17 protein-coding genes are annotated in these 17067 nt (G+C 70.5%); 7 read left to right on the top strand and 10 right to left on the bottom strand.

Features of this window, described 5'->3' with window-relative positions; genetic code table 11:
- Positions 1–64: 64 nt before the first annotated feature.
- Positions 65–979 carry a helix-turn-helix domain-containing protein gene (locus tag OG406_RS15905; RefSeq protein WP_164372366.1) on the bottom strand — a complete coding sequence of 305 codons (915 nt, stop codon included), beginning with the start codon at positions 977–979 and terminating at the stop codon, positions 65–67.
- A gap of 181 nt (positions 980–1160) precedes the next feature.
- Here OG406_RS15905 and OG406_RS15900 point away from each other — a divergent pair, with 181 nt between their 5' ends.
- The gene (locus OG406_RS15900) at positions 1161–2201 is read left to right on the top strand and encodes an NAD(P)-dependent alcohol dehydrogenase (RefSeq protein ID WP_329186306.1); all 1041 of its coding nucleotides are present in this window, start codon (positions 1161–1163) and stop codon (positions 2199–2201) included.
- 172 nt (positions 2202–2373) lie between these two features.
- Here the strand turns inward: OG406_RS15900 and OG406_RS15895 are convergent, their stop codons facing one another.
- Positions 2374–3459, bottom strand: a complete 1086-nt coding sequence (locus OG406_RS15895; RefSeq protein ID WP_329190817.1) for an AraC family transcriptional regulator — start codon at positions 3457–3459, stop codon at positions 2374–2376.
- Between the two features lie 254 nt (positions 3460–3713).
- Between OG406_RS15895 and OG406_RS15890 the strand changes: the two genes are divergently transcribed.
- A complete protein-coding gene (locus OG406_RS15890; RefSeq protein WP_267048393.1) occupies positions 3714–4796 on the top strand; it encodes an aldo/keto reductase in 1083 nt (360 codons plus the stop codon).
- Positions 4797–4940: 144 nt separating this feature from the next.
- On the opposite strand, the gene OG406_RS15885 is transcribed toward OG406_RS15890, so the two are convergent.
- Positions 4941–5858, bottom strand: coding sequence for a DUF5829 family protein (locus tag OG406_RS15885; protein ID WP_329186303.1), 918 nt, complete (start codon positions 5856–5858; stop codon positions 4941–4943).
- A gap of 136 nt (positions 5859–5994) precedes the next feature.
- On the opposite strand from OG406_RS15885, the gene OG406_RS15880 reads away from it, so the two are divergent.
- Entirely contained in the window at positions 5995–6480 is a 486-nt protein-coding gene (locus OG406_RS15880) for a hypothetical protein (RefSeq protein ID WP_329186302.1), read from the top strand.
- 63 nt (positions 6481–6543) lie between these two features.
- Here the strand turns inward: OG406_RS15880 and OG406_RS15875 are convergent, their stop codons facing one another.
- Positions 6544–7137 carry a DUF4291 domain-containing protein gene (locus OG406_RS15875; RefSeq protein ID WP_164372369.1) on the bottom strand — a complete coding sequence of 198 codons (594 nt, stop codon included), beginning with the start codon at positions 7135–7137 and terminating at the stop codon, positions 6544–6546.
- Between the two features lie 223 nt (positions 7138–7360).
- Between OG406_RS15875 and OG406_RS15870 the strand changes: the two genes are divergently transcribed.
- From OG406_RS15870 to OG406_RS15860, 3 genes are all read left to right on the top strand, one after another.
- Positions 7361–7837 (top strand): hypothetical protein, encoded by a 477-nt coding sequence (locus OG406_RS15870; protein ID WP_329186299.1) that lies wholly within the window; start codon positions 7361–7363, stop codon positions 7835–7837.
- Positions 7838–8039: 202 nt separating this feature from the next.
- Complete coding sequence (locus OG406_RS15865; RefSeq protein ID WP_327411022.1) at positions 8040–10100, top strand: restriction endonuclease; 2061 nt, start codon at positions 8040–8042, stop codon at positions 10098–10100.
- Positions 10101–10298: 198 nt separating this feature from the next.
- Complete coding sequence (locus OG406_RS15860; RefSeq protein ID WP_329186296.1) at positions 10299–10994, top strand: hypothetical protein; 696 nt, start codon at positions 10299–10301, stop codon at positions 10992–10994.
- Between the two features lie 463 nt (positions 10995–11457).
- Here the strand turns inward: OG406_RS15860 and OG406_RS15855 are convergent, their stop codons facing one another.
- The 3 genes from OG406_RS15855 to OG406_RS15845 form a co-directional block, all read right to left on the bottom strand.
- Positions 11458–11874, bottom strand: a complete 417-nt coding sequence (locus tag OG406_RS15855) for a hypothetical protein (protein ID WP_164372371.1) — start codon at positions 11872–11874, stop codon at positions 11458–11460.
- Positions 11875–12045: 171 nt separating this feature from the next.
- A complete protein-coding gene (gene msrA, locus OG406_RS15850) occupies positions 12046–12774 on the bottom strand; it encodes a peptide-methionine (S)-S-oxide reductase MsrA (RefSeq protein WP_329186294.1) in 729 nt (242 codons plus the stop codon).
- Between the two features lie 196 nt (positions 12775–12970).
- Positions 12971–14089, bottom strand: coding sequence for a hypothetical protein (locus OG406_RS15845; protein WP_329186293.1), 1119 nt, complete (start codon positions 14087–14089; stop codon positions 12971–12973).
- A 246-nt stretch (positions 14090–14335) separates the two neighbouring features.
- Here OG406_RS15845 and OG406_RS15840 point away from each other — a divergent pair, with 246 nt between their 5' ends.
- The gene (locus OG406_RS15840) at positions 14336–15490 is read left to right on the top strand and encodes a cystathionine gamma-synthase (RefSeq protein ID WP_164372374.1); all 1155 of its coding nucleotides are present in this window, start codon (positions 14336–14338) and stop codon (positions 15488–15490) included.
- Positions 15491–15502: 12 nt separating this feature from the next.
- On the opposite strand, the gene OG406_RS15835 is transcribed toward OG406_RS15840, so the two are convergent.
- The 3 genes from OG406_RS15835 to OG406_RS15825 all read right to left on the bottom strand — a co-directional run bounded on the left by OG406_RS15835 (position 15503) and on the right by OG406_RS15825 (position 17032).
- The gene (locus tag OG406_RS15835; protein ID WP_164372375.1) at positions 15503–15751 is read right to left on the bottom strand and encodes a hypothetical protein; all 249 of its coding nucleotides are present in this window, start codon (positions 15749–15751) and stop codon (positions 15503–15505) included.
- Positions 15748–16251 carry a sigma factor-like helix-turn-helix DNA-binding protein gene (locus OG406_RS15830; RefSeq protein ID WP_266849428.1) on the bottom strand — a complete coding sequence of 168 codons (504 nt, stop codon included), beginning with the start codon at positions 16249–16251 and terminating at the stop codon, positions 15748–15750. Before OG406_RS15830 ends, OG406_RS15835 begins: the two co-directional genes overlap by 4 nt.
- A gap of 274 nt (positions 16252–16525) precedes the next feature.
- Positions 16526–17032: a MarR family winged helix-turn-helix transcriptional regulator gene (locus tag OG406_RS15825; RefSeq protein ID WP_164372410.1), complete on the bottom strand. Its 507-nt coding sequence runs from the start codon at positions 17030–17032 to the stop codon at positions 16526–16528.
- Between the last annotated feature and the right edge of the window lie 35 nt (positions 17033–17067).

The raw sequence follows: 17067 nt of genomic DNA, 5'->3' as shown, positions 1-17067 counted from the left end.
CGCGGAGCCGGGGCGACAGGCCGTCGGCCCGCCGCCCTGCTGGGGTCGGCCTCCTGGGGTGGGCCTACTGGGGTGAGGAGGCGCCCGCGCGGGTCGCGTCCGTGCCCCAGGACGCCAGCAGCCGCAGCGCCTCGGCCGACGGGGACCCCGGCTCCGCGTGGTACGTGACGAGGGCCAGCTCGGCGTCGTCCACCAGCCGGAACGACTCGTACTGCAGAGCGAGATCGCCCACCAGCGGATGCCGCAGCAGCTTCACCCCGTGGCTCTTCTCCTTCACGTCGTGCGTCGCCCACAGCCGACGGAAGTCCTCGCTCTTCACCGACAGCTCACCGACCAGCGCCGACAGCCGCGGATCGTCGGGATGGCAGCCCGCGTCCATCCGCAGATGACAGACGATGTCGATCGCCTTCTGCTCCCACTCCACGTACAGCTCGCGGTACTCGGGCCGCAGGAACACCATCCGCGCCCAGTTCCGCTCCTGCGGCGGCAGCTCCGACCAGTCGCCGAACACGGCGGCCGCCATCCGGTTCCAGCACAGCAGGTCCGACCGCCGCCCGGTGATGTACGCGGGAACGCCGTCCATCGTGTCCAGCAGCTGACGCAGCGCGCCCCGCACCTGCTGCGTTCGCGCGGTCTGCTTCTTCTTGTGCTGCTTGGGCTTCGCGAGGTGCGTCAGATGGTTGTGCTCGGCGTCCGACAGGCGCAGCGCCCGCGCGATCGCGTCCAGCACCTCCGCCGACACGTTCCGTCCGTTGCCCTGTTCCAGGCGCGTGTAGTAGGCCACGGACACCCCGGCGAGCTGCGCCAGCTCCTCGCGGCGCAGCCCGGGCACCCGGCGGTGCCGCCCGAAGTCCGGCATCCCGACGTCCTGGGGCTTCAGCCGGGCCCGGCGGGTGCGCAGGAACTCGCTGAGTTCGGCACGTCGGTCCAGCGGCAGGCCCGCCTCACCGGCGGACCCCACAGAGGGCTGTTCATCCATACGTCCAGTATTCCCGGTCGTACGCCGAGGAGCCTGACCCCGCCAGTAGTAGGACCAGCGAACGTACGCAGAGCCGTGACCTGGGTGAATCCCGCGAGATCGGGCACGCTAGAAGCCGTGCCCGATGCAAGGAACCGGACAGCCGGGCACCGTACAGACCACTCCCGAGGAGAACCCCGGCATGACCACAGTCGCTGCGTACGCCGCTCCCGCCGCCAAGGCTCCGCTGGAGCGCACCACCATCGAGCGTCGCGAGGTGGGCGAGCACGACGTCCTGATCGACATCAAGTTCGCCGGCATCTGCCACTCCGACATCCACCAGGCCCGTGAGGGCTGGGGCGAGGCCATCTTCCCGATGGTCCCCGGCCACGAGATCGCCGGCATCGTCTCCGAGATCGGCTCCGGCGTGACCAAGTTCAAGGTCGGCGACCGGGTCGGCGTCGGCTGCATGGTCGACTCCTGCCGTGAGTGCGAGAACTGCGAGGCGGGCCTGGAGCAGTACTGCCTCAAGGGCAACGTCGGCACGTACAACGCCGTCGGCAAGGACGGCGCGCCCACCTACGGCGGCTACTCCGAGAAGATCGTCGTCGACGAGAAGTACACCCTGCACATCCCCGAGGGCATCTCCCTCGACGTGGCCGCGCCGCTGCTCTGCGCCGGCATCACCACGTACTCCCCGCTCAAGCACTGGAACGCGGGCCCCGGCAAGAAGGTCGCCGTCCTCGGCATGGGCGGTCTCGGCCACATGGGCGTCAAGATCGGGCACGCGCTCGGCGCCGAGGTCACGGTCCTCTCCCAGTCGCTGCGCAAGAAGGACGACGGCCTGAAGCTGGGCGCCGACCACTACTACGCGACCAGCGACCCGAAGACCTTCGAGGAGCTGCGCGGCACCTTCGACGTGATCCTCTCCACCGTCTCCGCGCCGCTGGACCTGGACGCCTACCTGTCCCTGCTGCGCACGGACGGCGCCTTCGTGAACGTGGGCGCGCCGGAGGAGCCGGTCCGGCTCAACCTGTTCTCCGTGATCGGCGGCCGCAAGACCCTCGCGGGCTCCGGCATCGGCGGCATCCAGGAGACCCAGGAGATGCTGGACTTCTGCGCCGAGCACGGCTTCGGCGCGGAGATCGAACTGATCGCCGCGTCCGAGATCAACGAGGCGTACGAGCGGGTGCTGGCGAGCGACGTCCGCTACCGCTTCGTGATCGACACGGCCACCATCTAGCCGCGTCCTCCAGCCGCGTCCGCGGAGCCCGGCGAGCCCGCTGGGGCCCGCCGCCGTTCCTGACCCCCGTCAGCCTGGGCGCCGATCCGGTCGTACGACCGGATCGGCGCCCTCGCGCTGCCTACGCGTGGCGGTACCACCCCGGGACGCGGCGGGTGTCCCGCCCGGCGGCCTAGAGGGACGGGGACCGCACGTCGTCGCGCCGCTCGGACCGCCCCGTGCCGGTGGCGGCCTGTCCGCGGAGGCGGGCGGCGTCCTGGCCCGGCGGGCTGCCGAACTGCCGTCGGTACTCGCGGCTGAACTGGGACGCGCTGTCGTAGCCGACCGCGAACCCGACGCCCGCCACGTCGTCCGTGCTGCTCATCAGCCGCAGCCGGGCCTCCTGCAACCGGATCCGTTTCTGGAACTGGATCGGAGTCATCGCCGTCACCGCGCGGAAGTGCCGGTGGAACGGCGAGGCGCTCATCCCGGCCAGCCGGGCCAGGTCCTCCACCCGCAACGTCTGCGCGTGGTGCTCCCTGATCCAGCGGACGGCCCGGCTGATGTGCCGCAGCCGGCTGTCGGCCAGGCCGATCTGGCGGACCAGCGCACCCTGCTCACCGGTGACCAGCCGCCACAGGATCTCCCGTTCGATCATCGGCGCGAGGATCGGCAGGTCGGCGGGCCGGTCCAGCAGCCGGACCAGACGCACCACCGCGTCCAGCAGGTCCGGCGAGGCGTCACTGACGGCGAGGCCGGGCGGGGCGGTGCGGGAGGAGGGGGGACGCGGGGGACGGGAGGAGGGGGGACGTGGGGGACGGGTGCCTGTGCGGCCGGCCGCACCCGACCGGGCCGCTTTTGCACCGGCCCGCTCCCCGGCTCCTGTCCCCGTTCCGGCTCCTGGTCCCGCCGCGGCTCCTGTTCCCGGTGCTGCCCCGGCTCCCGTTCCCGCCCCGGCCTCGGCGAGGAGAAGCGAGGCGATGTCCGGGGGCCTCAGGGTGAGCCCGAAGGCGAGGAACGGCTCCTCGGGGGAGGCCCGCGTGTAGTGGCCGGTCACCGGCAGGTCCACCGAGACGACCAGGTACTGGCCCGCGCCGTAGTCGTGGATCCGGTCGCCGAGCGTCAGCCGCTTCGCGCCCTGCGCGACCACCGCGAGCACCGGGTCGGCGATGCTCGACGTCGGGGCGGAGGGGTGGTCCACGCGGGACAGCATGATCCCGTAGGGCGCCGGCCCGGCTCCGTCGACGTGCCGCAGGATGAGGTCCCGCAGCGTCCGCAGGCCGTCCGGGGAAACGGGGCGGCCGCCGGACGGGTGTGGGGAACCGGGCCCGGCGTCCGGCGGGGCGAGCGTCCGGAGGGGTTCGTCTGGGTACACGTTCGATCCAAACACCCGAGCCGGCGGGCGGCAACGCCGATTCCGGCCGATCGGGCAGGATCGTGCAAGAGGCCGGTCGGATCGCCCTAACGATCGCACAGCTCACAGTGGTTTGCTCGAAGAGCCGGATTCCCACCCACTCTTCCAGGGAGCATTCCATGGCACTCGACTCGTACGTCAGCCTCGGCCGCTCCGGCCTCAAGGTGAGCCCCTTCTGCCTCGGCGCGATGAACTTCGGCGAGGACGGCGGCTTCGGCTGCGGGGTCGAGGAGTCCGAGAAGATCCTCCAGGGCTACCTCGACCGCGGCGGCAACTTCGTCGACACCGCCAACTTCTATACGAACGGCCACTCCGAGGCGATCCTCGGCGACTTCCTCGCCGCCCGCCCCGGCCTGCGCGACCGGCTGGTGCTGGCCACCAAGTTCTTCGGCAACCTCCACCTCGGCGACCCCAACGGCGGGGGCGCGGGACGCAAGGCGATCATCGGTCAGCTGGAGGACTCGCTGCGCCGGCTGCGCACCGACCACGTCGACCTGTACTGGCTGCACAACCACGACTGGTCCACCCCGGTCGAGGAGACCCTGCGCACCCTGGACGACCTCGTCACCGCGGGCAAGATCCGCTACGTCGGCTTCTCGGACACCCCGGCCTGGTTCACGGCCAAGGCCCACACCACCGCACTGCTGCGCGGCTGGACCCCGGTCACCGCGCTGCAGATGGAGTACTCCCTGCTGGAGCGCACCATCGAGGGCGAGCTGATTCCGCTGGCCGAGGACGCGGGGATGGGCCTGCTGCCGTGGAGCCCGCTGAAGAGCGGCTACCTGTCCGGGAAGTACACCAGGGACCGGCGCACCCCGGCCGACACCCGGCGTTCGGCCGTGCTCGGCGGTCCCACCGACGACCAGTTCGAGGTGATCGACGCCCTCGCCGCGGTGGCGGAGGAGACCGGCGCGACATCGGCGGCGGTGGCGTTGGCGTGGGTGCAGGCCCGCCCGGGCGTCAGCTCGACGCTGATCGGCCCGCGCACCCTGGACCACCTCGAGGCGAACCTGGCGGGCCTCGACCTGCGGCTCACCCCGGAACAGACGGCCCGGCTCGACGAGGTGTCGGCCCCGGCCCTGAACTTCCCGTACGCCCTCAACCACCAGGTCGGCGCGATGCTCAAGTACGCGGGCGCGACCGTGGACGGCCGGCCGAGCCAGGTGTACCCGCCGCTGCTGGCGGACGCGGCGCGGTACTGAGGCGGGGGGCCGTCGGGGCTCGGGGGCGGGGGCGGGGTCGCCCCGGGTACGGAGTGGGGCGCACCCTCGTCGAAGGGCGCGCCCCACCTGGCTACCGCTCTCCCGCTCCCGCTCGACCTCCTGCTGTGCCTCCTGGTGTGCCTCTTACTCGGCGCCGTTCGCGGCGAACGTCCACACGGCGTGGTCGCCCGGGCCGACGACCAGCGTCGAGTGCCCGATCCGCTCCACGTGACGGCTCTTCACCGGCCGGTTGAGCGACAGGTCGATGCGCCGCACGCCCGCCTCGGCACGGGGCACGGTGTCGAACCGGACGGCGGTGCCGCCGCCCTCGGCGACGACGCCACCGTTCGGCACGGTCCGGACGGTGAACCCGCCGGCACGCAACAGCGGGACGGTGTCGGCGAGGTCGCCTTCGGTGACCGCGATGCGGACGGAGGTCACGTCCCGCATCAGGTGGGTGCGGTAGTCGTCGGACAGGTAGCGCTCCCGGCCGACGTCACCGGGGAACGCCGCCGGCTCGGTGTTGCCGCGCGGGTCGGCGAAGTACTCCGGCCGGTACTCCATCGCCCAGGCTCCGTAGGCGTCGTACGTCGTGGTGGTGAGGATGCCGTCGAACCACGGAACGGGGACGCCGTCACCGAAGTCACGTGTCTGGAGGAACTCGACGGGGGTGACCCCCTCGTCCTTCAGCCGTTCCTTGACCGTCGCGATGTCGCCGGCCCGCTCGGTCGACAGCCCCGTCCCGGCGGAGCCGAGGGTGCCGTCCTGGCCCCCCACGTCACCGATCCCGAGCAGCTCCAGGTAGGTCTCACGGCCCATCAGATAGCGGCCGGTCCAGATCTGTCCGTCGGCACCGGTGGTGGTGCGCACCTGGAAGTTGGCGAAGTCCCGCAGATAGGAGGAGTGCTCGATGGCGTCGGCGGTCTCCCGGTCGAAGACGCCGTAGGTGTGGTTGAAGAACAGCAACTGCCGTTCGTGAGCCGGCTGGCCCCCCTCGGCCTGAGCTGTCCCGACCCCGCCCCCGACAGCAGCGGCGAGGGCCACGGCGAGCACGAGGATCATCCGTAATGTCCGGCGAAATGTCCGGCGAATCAGCATGCGAGAGAGCGTAGAACGAAGAGCCCCCGCCCGCCTTTCCTTTCGAACCAGGCCGAAACGAAGGGGGTTGGGAGCGGGGGCGCTGTTAGGGTGCGGCGCCGTGAGTACGGACATACACGGCGGCATCGAGTTCCGCCATCCCGGCACCGGTACCGACTACTACGACGGTGAGCCGTGGGTGACGGCCATGAACCTCTGGCCGCTGTACGACGAGACGAGTTACACGGCCTTCGGCTGCCTCTTCGGGGTACGCAACCAGGCGGGCTTCCGGCCGCTCGCACCGGGGCGGGGTCTTCCCGCCGATCTGTCGTCCGGGATGCGTGCGCATTTGGGCACGGGGACGGAGAAAGACGGCCTGCACAGCGCGAGCTGGGTCAGTTGGGCTGAACTCGCGGCGATCGACCCGCGCGAGGCGACGGAACGCGCGGAGTGGACGACCGGCGAACTAGCCTACTCGTACGAGCCGGTGACGGTCGGTGCGGTGCTGGGCGATGAGACGCACTGGCCCCACGTCTTCAACGTGATGAAGGCCCTGGCCGGACGCTTCGGGGACGACGGGGTTCGCCTGGTCGTGGCCTTCGACTGAGGACGCGGAGCGGCCGGCCGCACAACACGGTGAGTGCGATGAGCGGCGCCGGGTCCCACATGCCTAGGCCCGCAAGGGGGCCAGTACGTCCTCGGGCAGGGGGTACGGCCGCTCGGTGGGCAACAGCTCCGCGGCCCGGTCGAGTTCACCGGACCGGACCAGGGTGTGCACCCGCTGGGCGAGCGGGGTCACGTCCTTGATGCCGACGATCCACTCGTCGGCGTATCGGGCCGCGGCCTCGCCCGCCAGGCCGAGTTGGAGCGACCGGTAGGGCAGGGGAGCGAGCCGCAGATCGCGCTCCGGATCCCACTGCACGCGCGTCGGCGCCTGCCGCAACTGCCGCTTCCAGTCGTCCTGGTCGGCGTGCAGCCCCCGCACGTAGTGGGACAGGCACGCGTTGCGCAACGCCCACGCGAAGCCGTCCCGGCTGATCTCGACGGCGAGGACGGTCTCCTGGCCGGCCTTGGTGCCCCAGCCGCAGCGGTACATCATCCACAGAAAACTGGGCTTCACCCATGTCATCCGGTCCCGCTTCCACGCCGCGGGAAACCGTCCCGTCCGCACGGCGGGCCCGCCGATCTCCGGGGGATACGCCTGGTAGACGGTGATCGTGTCCTCGGTGTGGAGGGCGCGGACGCGGTGTCGGGGTTCTTCCATGGCTACAGGGTGCGGCCGGTGGACTCGGGAGGGCCATCGGATTTCTGGCGCCCTGTCCGGCCTTCGCGATCTTTGCCGCGCCATGAGCGACGCCGTCAGGGACTTCGGCTAGCGTCCCGGCGGAATGACTCGGGGGTCGCGGGACGGGGCGGGGGACCGGATGAACCGCAGGGTTAGATCTCGGCTCCGGGCGGGAGGGCGCGTCGACCGTCGCCCCCTGATCGTGAGCGCCGGGCTGCTGGTGGTGGGCGCGATCCTGACCTGGTTCGCCGCGACGCACTTCGCCTACGCGGCGGGCCTGGCGGGGAAGCCCGGGCATCTCCGGGTCGCGTCGTGTTCGTGGACCCGCGCCGGAGGCCACCGTTATCCGCACTGCCACGGCACGTTCCGCTCCACCGACGGAGCGGTGGTGGACCCGGACGCCACGATCGACACGAAGCTGCGCGTCGGCAGCACGGTCACCTTGCGACGAACGTCCCACGGCACGTACGAGCAACCGGGCCTCCCCGCCTCCTGCGGCTGGCTTGCCCTCACCCAACTCGGCCTGTTCACAGGCCTCCTGTCCCTCCTGGCCGCCCGCAACAGACACGGCACCCGCCGAACTCCCCGCCCCCTGCGCCTCGTCATCGCCACCCTCGCCACCACGACGCTGGTCAGCGCGTTGGTGGGGGGAGTGGTGGGGGTGGCTGGGGCTTTGTGAGACGGGCGCCGCACAGCGGTTCGGACGCTGGGCCACGACAAAGCTCCGCTCATCTCCTATCGCATCGCACTGACCTGCGCGGATGTCGCGATCCAGCTGCCTTTGACAAGTGGATATGCGGGGCGACCATTGCTGGTTAGAGTCGTTCCGTCACACCTGGTTGTGGGGACAACCAGAGCACATCGGGGAGGGCCTGCAGCATATGAGTCGTCGCTCAACCGGCGTGGTCGGCGTCTGGGCAGAGGTGCAACGGCAGCAGCAACGCCAGCTGGAGGCCGAGGCCAGACGGCGGAGGCAGGAAGCTCAGCAGGCACGTGCCTACCAACGGCGGGCGGCGCAAGGGCACCGCGAGTACAGGCAGGCGGAAGCGCAACGCCGGACGGAGGAACTGGACGCGCAGGTCGCGTCGCTGCAAGGCCTTCTCGCGTCGGGGTGTCGGGCTCCTGCCTTCAGGGCGTCCTCACTCATGCGGCATGAGGAGGTCCAGCCCTTCGCTCCGGGACCGTTGGCGCAGCCCGTGGCCATGCCTGACGTCAGCCAGTATCAGACGCAGAGCGGGTGGACCGCCAACCGCCGGGCCCAGGCCCAGGCCGAAGCACGGGCCCGCTTCGAGCGGGACTGGCACGCGGCCCAGACGGCGGAGGCCCATCGGCAACATCAACTGGCGTCGTACCAGCGGGAGCACCAGCAGTGGGTCGATGCCCGATCGGCCGATGTGAGACGGCACAACGCAGGCATCGTCCAGGTGACCGAGGGAGTGAGGCGCCGTGACCCCGACGCGGTCGTGGAGTACTTCTCCGCCGCTCTCTACGCCTCGGCCGCATGGCCCGAGGGCTTCCCTCGACAAGTGACCGCAGCCTATGACGCGGCAGCCCGGCAGCTGGTGCTGGACTGGGAGTTGCCCGCCTACGGCGTGGTCCCTGACGTCAAGTCCGTCCGCTACGTTTCCGGGACCGACCAGGACAAGGAGACCGCCCGTCCCGTGGGCCAGCGTCGCGCCCTTTACCGGGAAGTACTCGCGCAGTGCATGCTCCTCGTTCTGCACGAGCTCTTCGCCGCCGATGAACTGGGCGCACTTGAGTCGGTGACCTTGAACGGGTTCGTGGACGGGCATGATCCGACGACGGGCCGACCGGGCCAGATCCACTTGGCGACCGTGATGGCTTCCGCCTCGACGTTCCGTGGGCTCCATCTGGCGCAGGTGGACGCGGGAAGCTGTCTGGCCGATGCGCTGCGCGGACAGCTCTCGGCACGCCCCGACCAGCTCACCGCAGTGCGGCCGAGTCGCCGTCCGCAGGATGTCGGGAACCGCGTCGTCGCGCATGGCAGCGATGAGGAACCCGACCTGTACGAGATGGATCCGATCGCCTTCGAGGACCTCGTTGCCGAACTCTTCCGTGCCATGGGGATGCAGGCGGTCACGACCCAACGCTCCAACGACGGCGGTGTGGACGTCGACGCGCTGGACCCGACGCCGATCCGGGGCGGGAAGATCGTCGTTCAGGTGAAGCGCTACCGGAACACGGTGCCGCCCACAGCCGTACGTGACCTGTACGGAACCGTGCAGGACGCCGGCGCCAACAAAGGCGTACTCGTGACGACTTCGGGGTTCGGACCGGGGTCGTACACCTTCGCCAACGGGAAGCCGTTGGAGCTGATCCCGGGCGCAGAACTCGTCGACCTTCTGCATCGGCATGGCCTGCGTGGACGGCTGGGCGAGGGCGCCCGTCAGTCTGCGGCACGGCCGGCGCCATCGGGCCCCGGGACTCGACTGCCCGACGCCTACAACATCCTCGGCATGTCGTGGACGGGCGGCGTCGCTCTGGACGTGTGTGCGCTCGTCTGCCGCGGCAACCGAGTCCTCAGCGACGATCACTTCGTCTTCTACAACAACCCGCAGACCGCGGATGGTTCCGTTCGGGCGCTGGCCCCCACCGCCCCTGACAAGGCGGCCGTCTGCGTCGCCTTCGACGGATTGCCGCGAGAAGCCGACCGGTTCGTCCTCGTGGCCGCGATCGACCCCGAGATCAACCCGAACGCCGACCTCTCCGGATTCACCGATGCCCGCATCCGACTCCTCGACCCAGGGATGGTCGAACTGGGGCAACTCGAGGTGTCCGACGGCCGAGCCGACGAAACCGCCTTGGTGCTCGGATCCTTCCGCCGCAGGTCGAACGGCGACTGGGATTTCGTCCTGGGAGGCAAGGGCTACACCGGCGGCCTGGAGGAACTCGTGCAGGATTTCGGCATAGAGGTCGACTAGACCGAACACGCCCGGCCTCACAGCGGACCGGCGAACTGTTCATGTCTGTCCGGACGGCGGCCGCCAGAGGCGCAGCACGCTTCAGTCACGCGTCAGCGCCGAGGCGCCTGCCGTCCGTTCCCCGTACGTCGTCGGCCCCTTGACCGCAACGGACGCCGTCTCCTTGAAGCATCCGGCGTCGAGCCCTTGAATGGATTCGTGACCAGAACAGTGATGCACGACGGCACGACTGTCGCCGGACGCGTCCCACTCGGCGACGTCATGGCCCAACTGGCCCGGCGCAGACCGATCTTTCACTCCGAGGCCGATCTCCAGCACGCGTTCGCGCAGTCACTGTGGGAACTGGCACCGGATGTGCGTTCCCGGCTGGAAGTGCCGCAACGGGCGGAAGACAAGGCCGAGTATCTGGACCTCCTGTGCATCGGCCCGTCAGTGAGCACTGCGATCGAGTTCAAGTACTTCACCCGGAGGTGGGCGGGCGCGGCCGGTACGCCCGCCGAGGAGTACGAACTCAAGGATCATGCCGCCGCCGACCTCGCCCGTCTTCACTTCGTCCGGGACATCGTCAGGCTGGAACGGTTCTGCCGTCGGTCCGACCAGAACGGGTTTGCCATCCTGCTGACCAACGCTGCGTCCCTGTGGAGTGTGCCTGGGAGGGGTCGCGAGCAGAGTCGGGACCGGGACTTCAGGATCCACGAGGGGCGTGAGCTGGTGGGCAAGCTGCTCTGGGCCGAGGGCACCTACGAAGGGAACACGTGCACATTGCACGGCCGGTATCCACTCCGATGGGAGCCGTATTCCCAACAAGCGCGAGCGGGTGGGGAGTTCCGGTATCTCGTCGTACCGGTCAGCCCTGAGCGCGAGACCGCTGAAGGTTCGCCTGCGCCCACGTAGCCGAACCCTCACCTCCCGAAACGGCTGCGCCGGGGCGGTGCGGCTCACTACCGTCATCCGATGACGTCGATTGACGAGTGGCCTGATTTTCCGGAAGGGCTCGACCCCGAAAGCGTGTCCTTCCGGGAGGCCCGCTGCACTTGGCACGGCACGACCTGTACGGAACCACCGGTCAAGGTTGTACGCACACGGGACGGTGCACGGTGGGCAGCGTGCGAACGCGCTGCACGCACCATCGCCGCCGATCGCGGTGCGCAGCCTGAAGGGTGAACGACCGTGCTCTCGGCAGCCGGCGAGCACTCCGAGAAGCAAGGGGTCCCGGCCCGGGAACCTCCGGCTGCCGCGCCGGCGATCCCCTTCTCCGGCGCCGCACACATCCCACGCTCAGCCCTCCGAAGGAGCGACCCCGGTCGGGCAGGAGACCCTCGTCCCGCCGAACACGCTCTGTCCAGTGACCCAGTGGTCACTGGACAGCTACACCAGGAATGAGGGCGATGAGTCCGGAAAGGAAGCTGCCTGCCGCTGCGAGTGTGACGAGAGTGGCCTTGCCGTCGGAGAACAGTCCGGAGCAGTACGCGCGCACCTGTCGCCGAAGGATCAGCATCTTGAGCTTCTGCCAGCGATGTTGATGGATGTGGCAGCCCATCAGGATGCCGGTCGCGTTGTTGCGGCAGCCGTCTTCTCGTCCTCTGACCGGAGCACCGCAGGTCACGGGTGCTTGAAAGAAGGACCAGAGGAGTACTACTGCGGACAGGGCGATGATCACGGCTGGGCCTGCCGCTCCGTTGATCCACGCGGCGATGAGCAGGGCGCCGGCCAAGACACCCCACCATTGCCCCAACCCGCCCAGCAGACCGCTCTTCGCCCCCGAAGTCGCCATGACTGTAATCGTGGCGATCGGCGAGAGGAATCATGCGGCACGCCTGCGGTATGACCGAAAAGGGACTCAGGTCGGCTGACCTTTACATCGGTAGGTCACGTGGACGACGGACGGACCAACTGCGCTTCCGCAACAACCAACGGCCCAACGCGGCCCCCTGGATCGGGTGGGCTACTGGTCTGCGGACTCGGGCGCCGGGGAGATACCCGCAGGGCACGACGTTCCGAAGTCCGTGGCGAACGAGGTACTCAGCGGGACCCCCGTCCCCTCCAGCCCGCAGTACCCCGCCGGATTACTGGCCAGGTACTGCTGGTGGTGGGCCTCCGCCGGGTAGAAGGGGCGGGTTGTCGCCGGGAGGATCTCTGTGGTGATCGTGCCGTGGCCGGCGGCGGTGAGGACCTTCTGATAGGCCTCGCGGGACGCTTTCGCGGATACTTCCTGGGCCCGGGTGTGGGTGTGCAGGGTGGAACGGTACTGGGTGCCCACGTCGTTGCCCTGGCGGAAGCCCTGGGTCGGGTTGTGCGACTCCCAGAAGACCTGGAGCAGGCGGTCGTACGGCAGCACCCTCGGGTCGTGGACGACGCGGACCACCTCGGCGTGGCCGGTCAGACCGGAGCACACCTCCTCGTACACGGGATTCTCCGTGTAGCCGCCCTGGTAGCCGACCAGCGTCGTGTGCACGCCCGCCGGGAGTTGCCAGAACCTGCGTTCGGCTCCCCAGAAGCAGCCCGTGCCGAAGTCGGCGATCTCCAGACCTTCGGGGTAGGGGCCGCGGAGCGGGGTGCCGAGGAGGGTGTGCCGCTCGGGGAGCGTGAACAGCGGTTCCGGGCGGCCCCGCAACGCCTGTTCGGCGGTCGGGAGACGCGGCGAGTGGCTGTCGCTGATGCTGTTCAAGAACATGCGCTCTCCAGGGAGAGGAGGGAGAGGAAAGGGGCGGAAGGGAGCGTGTCGCGTCCAACGTCCCCACCCGGTGCGGCATTCCGGAATCCCGGTACTCCGGCACCGCGTAGAGGGTGTCCCTCGTGGAGCGTCACCCCCGTGAAGCCGCACCCGTAAAGCCGTTTCCTCGAAGCAGCCCCCCCGGGACGCCACCCCCTCAGTGCGACAGCGTCGCCGGGCTGCCTCCGTTTGCCTCGTAGCCCGCGACCGCCATGGCGCGGTATATCGCGTAGTCCCCGGCGGGGTCCCGGGTCAGGGTCCAGGGCAGGGCGCCGACGTGGCCGTCCACGTGGACCAGCTGGTTCATCGCCTCGGACCAGCGCTCGCCGCGGACCAGGAAGAAGACCAGGAGGTGGCGGACGTGGGCCAGCATCGGGTCGTCGGGGCGGGCGGCGTGGACCGCGTAGAGCGCGCCGTGGACGGCCTTCGTCACGACCTCGCTCTGGTAGAAGGCGCGGACCAGGTTCACCTCGGGGAGGTGCTCGAAGACCGCGAAGAGGGGCATCGCCGCGAGGAGCGAGCCCTGCGGGGCGCGGGCCGCCGCGGCCTCCGCGAAGGAGTACGCCACCTCGCGCGAGCCGTGCCACTTCTCGCACCAGTAGTGCAGGGCCGCCAGATGCGCGCCCATGTGGGAGGGGGCGCGGTCCAGGATCTTCAGCCAGACCTTCTCGAACTCCGGCTGCGAGTAGGCCAGTCCGCGCGCCACCGACAGCTCGATGATGTACGGGATCGGGTCACCGGGGGACAGCAGCGCCGCCTCGCCGCACGCGGCCCGCGCCTCCTCCATGATGATCCGGAAGTCGTCCGTGCCCGGAGTCGACGTGCGCCACGCCTGCTGCACCAGGAACTCGGCGTGCACCGCCGCGCCCCCGGCGTCCTTGGGGGCCTCGGCGCGCCACACCCGCAGCCACTGGCCGCCGGGCGTCTCGCTGACCCCGCCGGGCCGCTGCTGGAGCTCCAGGGACGCGGCGCCCGCGAACGCCTGCACCCGCTGCCACCGCGTCTCGCCGGCGATCTCCGTGCCGGCCAGCAGCTGCGAGGCCGCGTGATGGTCCCGGCCGCGCTGCACGACGTCCAGGACGTCCAGCAGGTCCGTGTCGGGGCCCGGCATGCGGATGTCCAGCTCCTCCTGCCGCAGGAACCCGTAGTTCGCCGGGTCCGCGGCGTCCGGGTCACCCGGCGAGACCAGCTGCACACCGGCGCGCCTGCGCCGCAGCACCGGCAGCAGGACCAGGCTGAACATCGCCAGCGCCATCAGGACCCAGAGAATCTCCATGCCACCAGCGAACCAGACGGGTCCGACAATTGGCGAACCTGGTTCCACAGTGCAACCACCTGCGGGATCCGGCTCCGGGGCCGCGTGCGCTCCGGGGACCGGACGGTGGCGACTCCGCGGGCGGGGAGAGCGGCCACTCCCGTGACCGGGAGGAGGGAGCGCTCCTGGCGCCCCGACACCCGGCCCGCCCCCGCGCGTCACCGTGTACGCCGCACCACCCCCGCGGGAGCACTACGCTCGGGACTCATGAGCGACAGGCACATCAGTCAGCATTTCGAGACCCTCGCGATCCACGCGGGCAACACCGCCGATCCCCTGACCGGCGCGGTCGTCCCGCCGATCTACCAGGTCTCGACCTACAAGCAGGACGGCGTCGGCGGGCTGCGCGGCGGTTACGAGTACAGCCGTAGCGCCAACCCCACCAGGACCGCCCTGGAAGAGAACCTCGCCGCCCTGGAGGGCGGTCGCCGCGGCCTCGCGTTCGCGTCCGGACTGGCGGCCGAGGACTGCCTGCTGCGTACGCTGCTGAGCCCGGGCGATCACGTGGTCATCCCGAACGACGCGTACGGCGGCACGTTCCGTCTCTTCGCGAAGGTCGTCTCCCGCTGGGGCGTGGAGTGGTCCGTCGCGGACACCAGCGACCTGGAGTCGGTGCGCGCGGCGATCACCCCGAAGACGAAGGTCATCTGGGTCGAGACGCCCTCCAACCCGCTCCTCGGCATCACGGACATCGCCGCGGTCGCGCAGGTCGCGCGGGACGCGGGCGCCCGGCTCGTCGTCGACAACACCTTCGCCACGCCGTACCTCCAGCAGCCGCTGGCGCTCGGCGCGGACGTCGTCGTGCACTCCCTGACCAAGTACATGGGCGGTCACTCGGACGTCGTCGGCGGCGCCCTGATCACCGGGGACCAGGAGCTCGGCGAGGAGCTGGCGTACCACCAGAACGCGATGGGCGCGGTCGCCGGGCCCTTCGACTCCTGGCTGGTGCTGCGCGGCACCAAGACCCTCTCGGTGCGCATGGACCGGCACAGCGAGAACGCGGGCCGCGTCGCGGACATGCTCAGCCGGCACGCGCGCGTGACGAGCGTTCTGTACCCGGGCCTCCCGGAGCACCCCGGTCACGAGATCGCCGCGAAGCAGATGCGGGCGTTCGGCGGCATGGTGTCCTTCCGGGTCGCGGGCGGCGAGGAGGCGGCCGTCGAGGTCTGCAACCGCGCCAAGGTGTTCACGCTCGGTGAGTCGCTGGGCGGCGTGGAGTCGCTGATCGAGCACCCGGGACGCATGACGCACGCGTCGGTGGCCGGATCCGCCTTGGAGGTCCCCGGTGACCTCGTCCGTGTCTCCGTGGGCATCGAGAACATCGACGACCTGCTCCAGGACCTGCAGCAGGCCCTCGGATAACGGACGGCACCGTCACCAGTTCGACAGGGGTGGAGTCGTCTCCGACGGCGGCTCCACCCACGGGTGAACCGTGACCGCCCAGATCACGAAGACCACGGCCGCCGCGCACAGCAGCACCCACATGACCCGCCGTGCCGCTCTCCGGCGGCGCAGCATGCGCCCGCCACGGCGGACGACCTCGCCGTACAGGTCGGGCGGGACCACGGGCGGGGTCCGCTCCAGCATGCGGCGTACGGCCGCCTCACGCTCCGGCAGATTCATGAAGGAGCCACCTCCATCCGGGCGGGCGCCGGGCCGCGCGGCGGATGGAGCAGCGTCGCCGTCGCCCGCGCGCAGATCACCCGTACGCGCTCCACGGGGAGCCCGAGCAGGGCCGCCGTCTGTTCCTCGGCGACGCCCTCGTACAGCCGGAGGACGAGGATCAGCCGTTCGGTGGGCGTGAGCCGGGCCAGGACGCTGTCCGGGGCCGGGGAGGGGCGCAGCCGCCCGAGCCCGCCGTACTGGTGCCAGGCGGCCCGCTGGAAGCGCACGGCGAGCTGCTGGCGGGTGCTGTCGTAGGGGTCCTCGCCGTGCAGGCGGTCCCAGGTGGCGTACGTGTGGGCGAGGGACAGGGTGAGCAGGCGCCGCGCGCGCGGATTGGCGTCCCCGGGCTCCGCCGTGAGGAGGGTGGCGGTGTGCAGCAGCCGTCCTGCCGCGCCCGCGATGAACGCCTCGAACTCCCGGGTCCGGCGAACGCCTTGGGACGCATGCCGTTCTCGCACCATGCCTCCCGCCTGAGGGCGACCTGTGAAGCGGGTCCGCGGCCGCGTGCGGCCCGCCGCACCGATGTCGACGGGGACCCGGTCTCATATGAGGGCAGCCGCGGCCTTCCGGTCAAGAGTCCCGCGCACACACGCGGGTGAACCGCGCTCCTCGCGCGCGTGCGCACAGGCGGACCTCGCGCGCGTGCGGCGCGTGTACGCGCGCGTCGGGGTCACGGAGGCCGGGGATGCCCGGAACGGCGGGCGGCGCCCGCGAGGCTCGGGGGACCGAGGCTCAGGAGGACGCTTCGGTGTCCGCCGCCGGTACGCCCTGGGCGGCCTGGCGGGCGGAGAGCGCGGTGTTGAAGCGGGTCAGGAGGGAGCAGAAGGCCTCGCGCTCCTCCGGCTCCCAGCCGGTGGTCAGTTCGGCCATCAACTGGCGCCGGGAGGTGCGTACTTCGTCGAGCCGGGACTGGCCGCGCGGCGACAGCTGGAGCACCACGGCGCGCCCGTCCTCGGGGTGCGAGGTGCGCTTGACGAGTCCGGTGTCGACGAGCGGGGCGACCTGCCGGGTGACCGTCGAGGAGTCGATCCCCATGCTCGCGGCGAGCGCCTTGACGCCCATCGGGCCTTCCTTGTCGAGGCGGTTGAGCAGCAGGTACGCGGCGCGGTCCATGGAGTTGCGCACCTGCCCCACTCCGCCGAGCCGGGTCTGTTCCGCACGGCGCGCGAAGACCGCGACCTCGTGCTGGAGGGTTTCGAGGAGACCGGTGTCACCGACGGTCGTCATGTCCATCGACATCTCTGGTGTAGTGGGCATGGCCGGGGGCTCAATTC

Source organism: Streptomyces sp. NBC_01428 (genome assembly GCF_036231965.1).
Lineage (GTDB): Bacteria > Actinomycetota > Actinomycetes > Streptomycetales > Streptomycetaceae > Streptomyces.
Note: the sequence above shows the minus strand (reverse complement) of the source record. Positions and strands in the feature narration are given on the sequence as shown.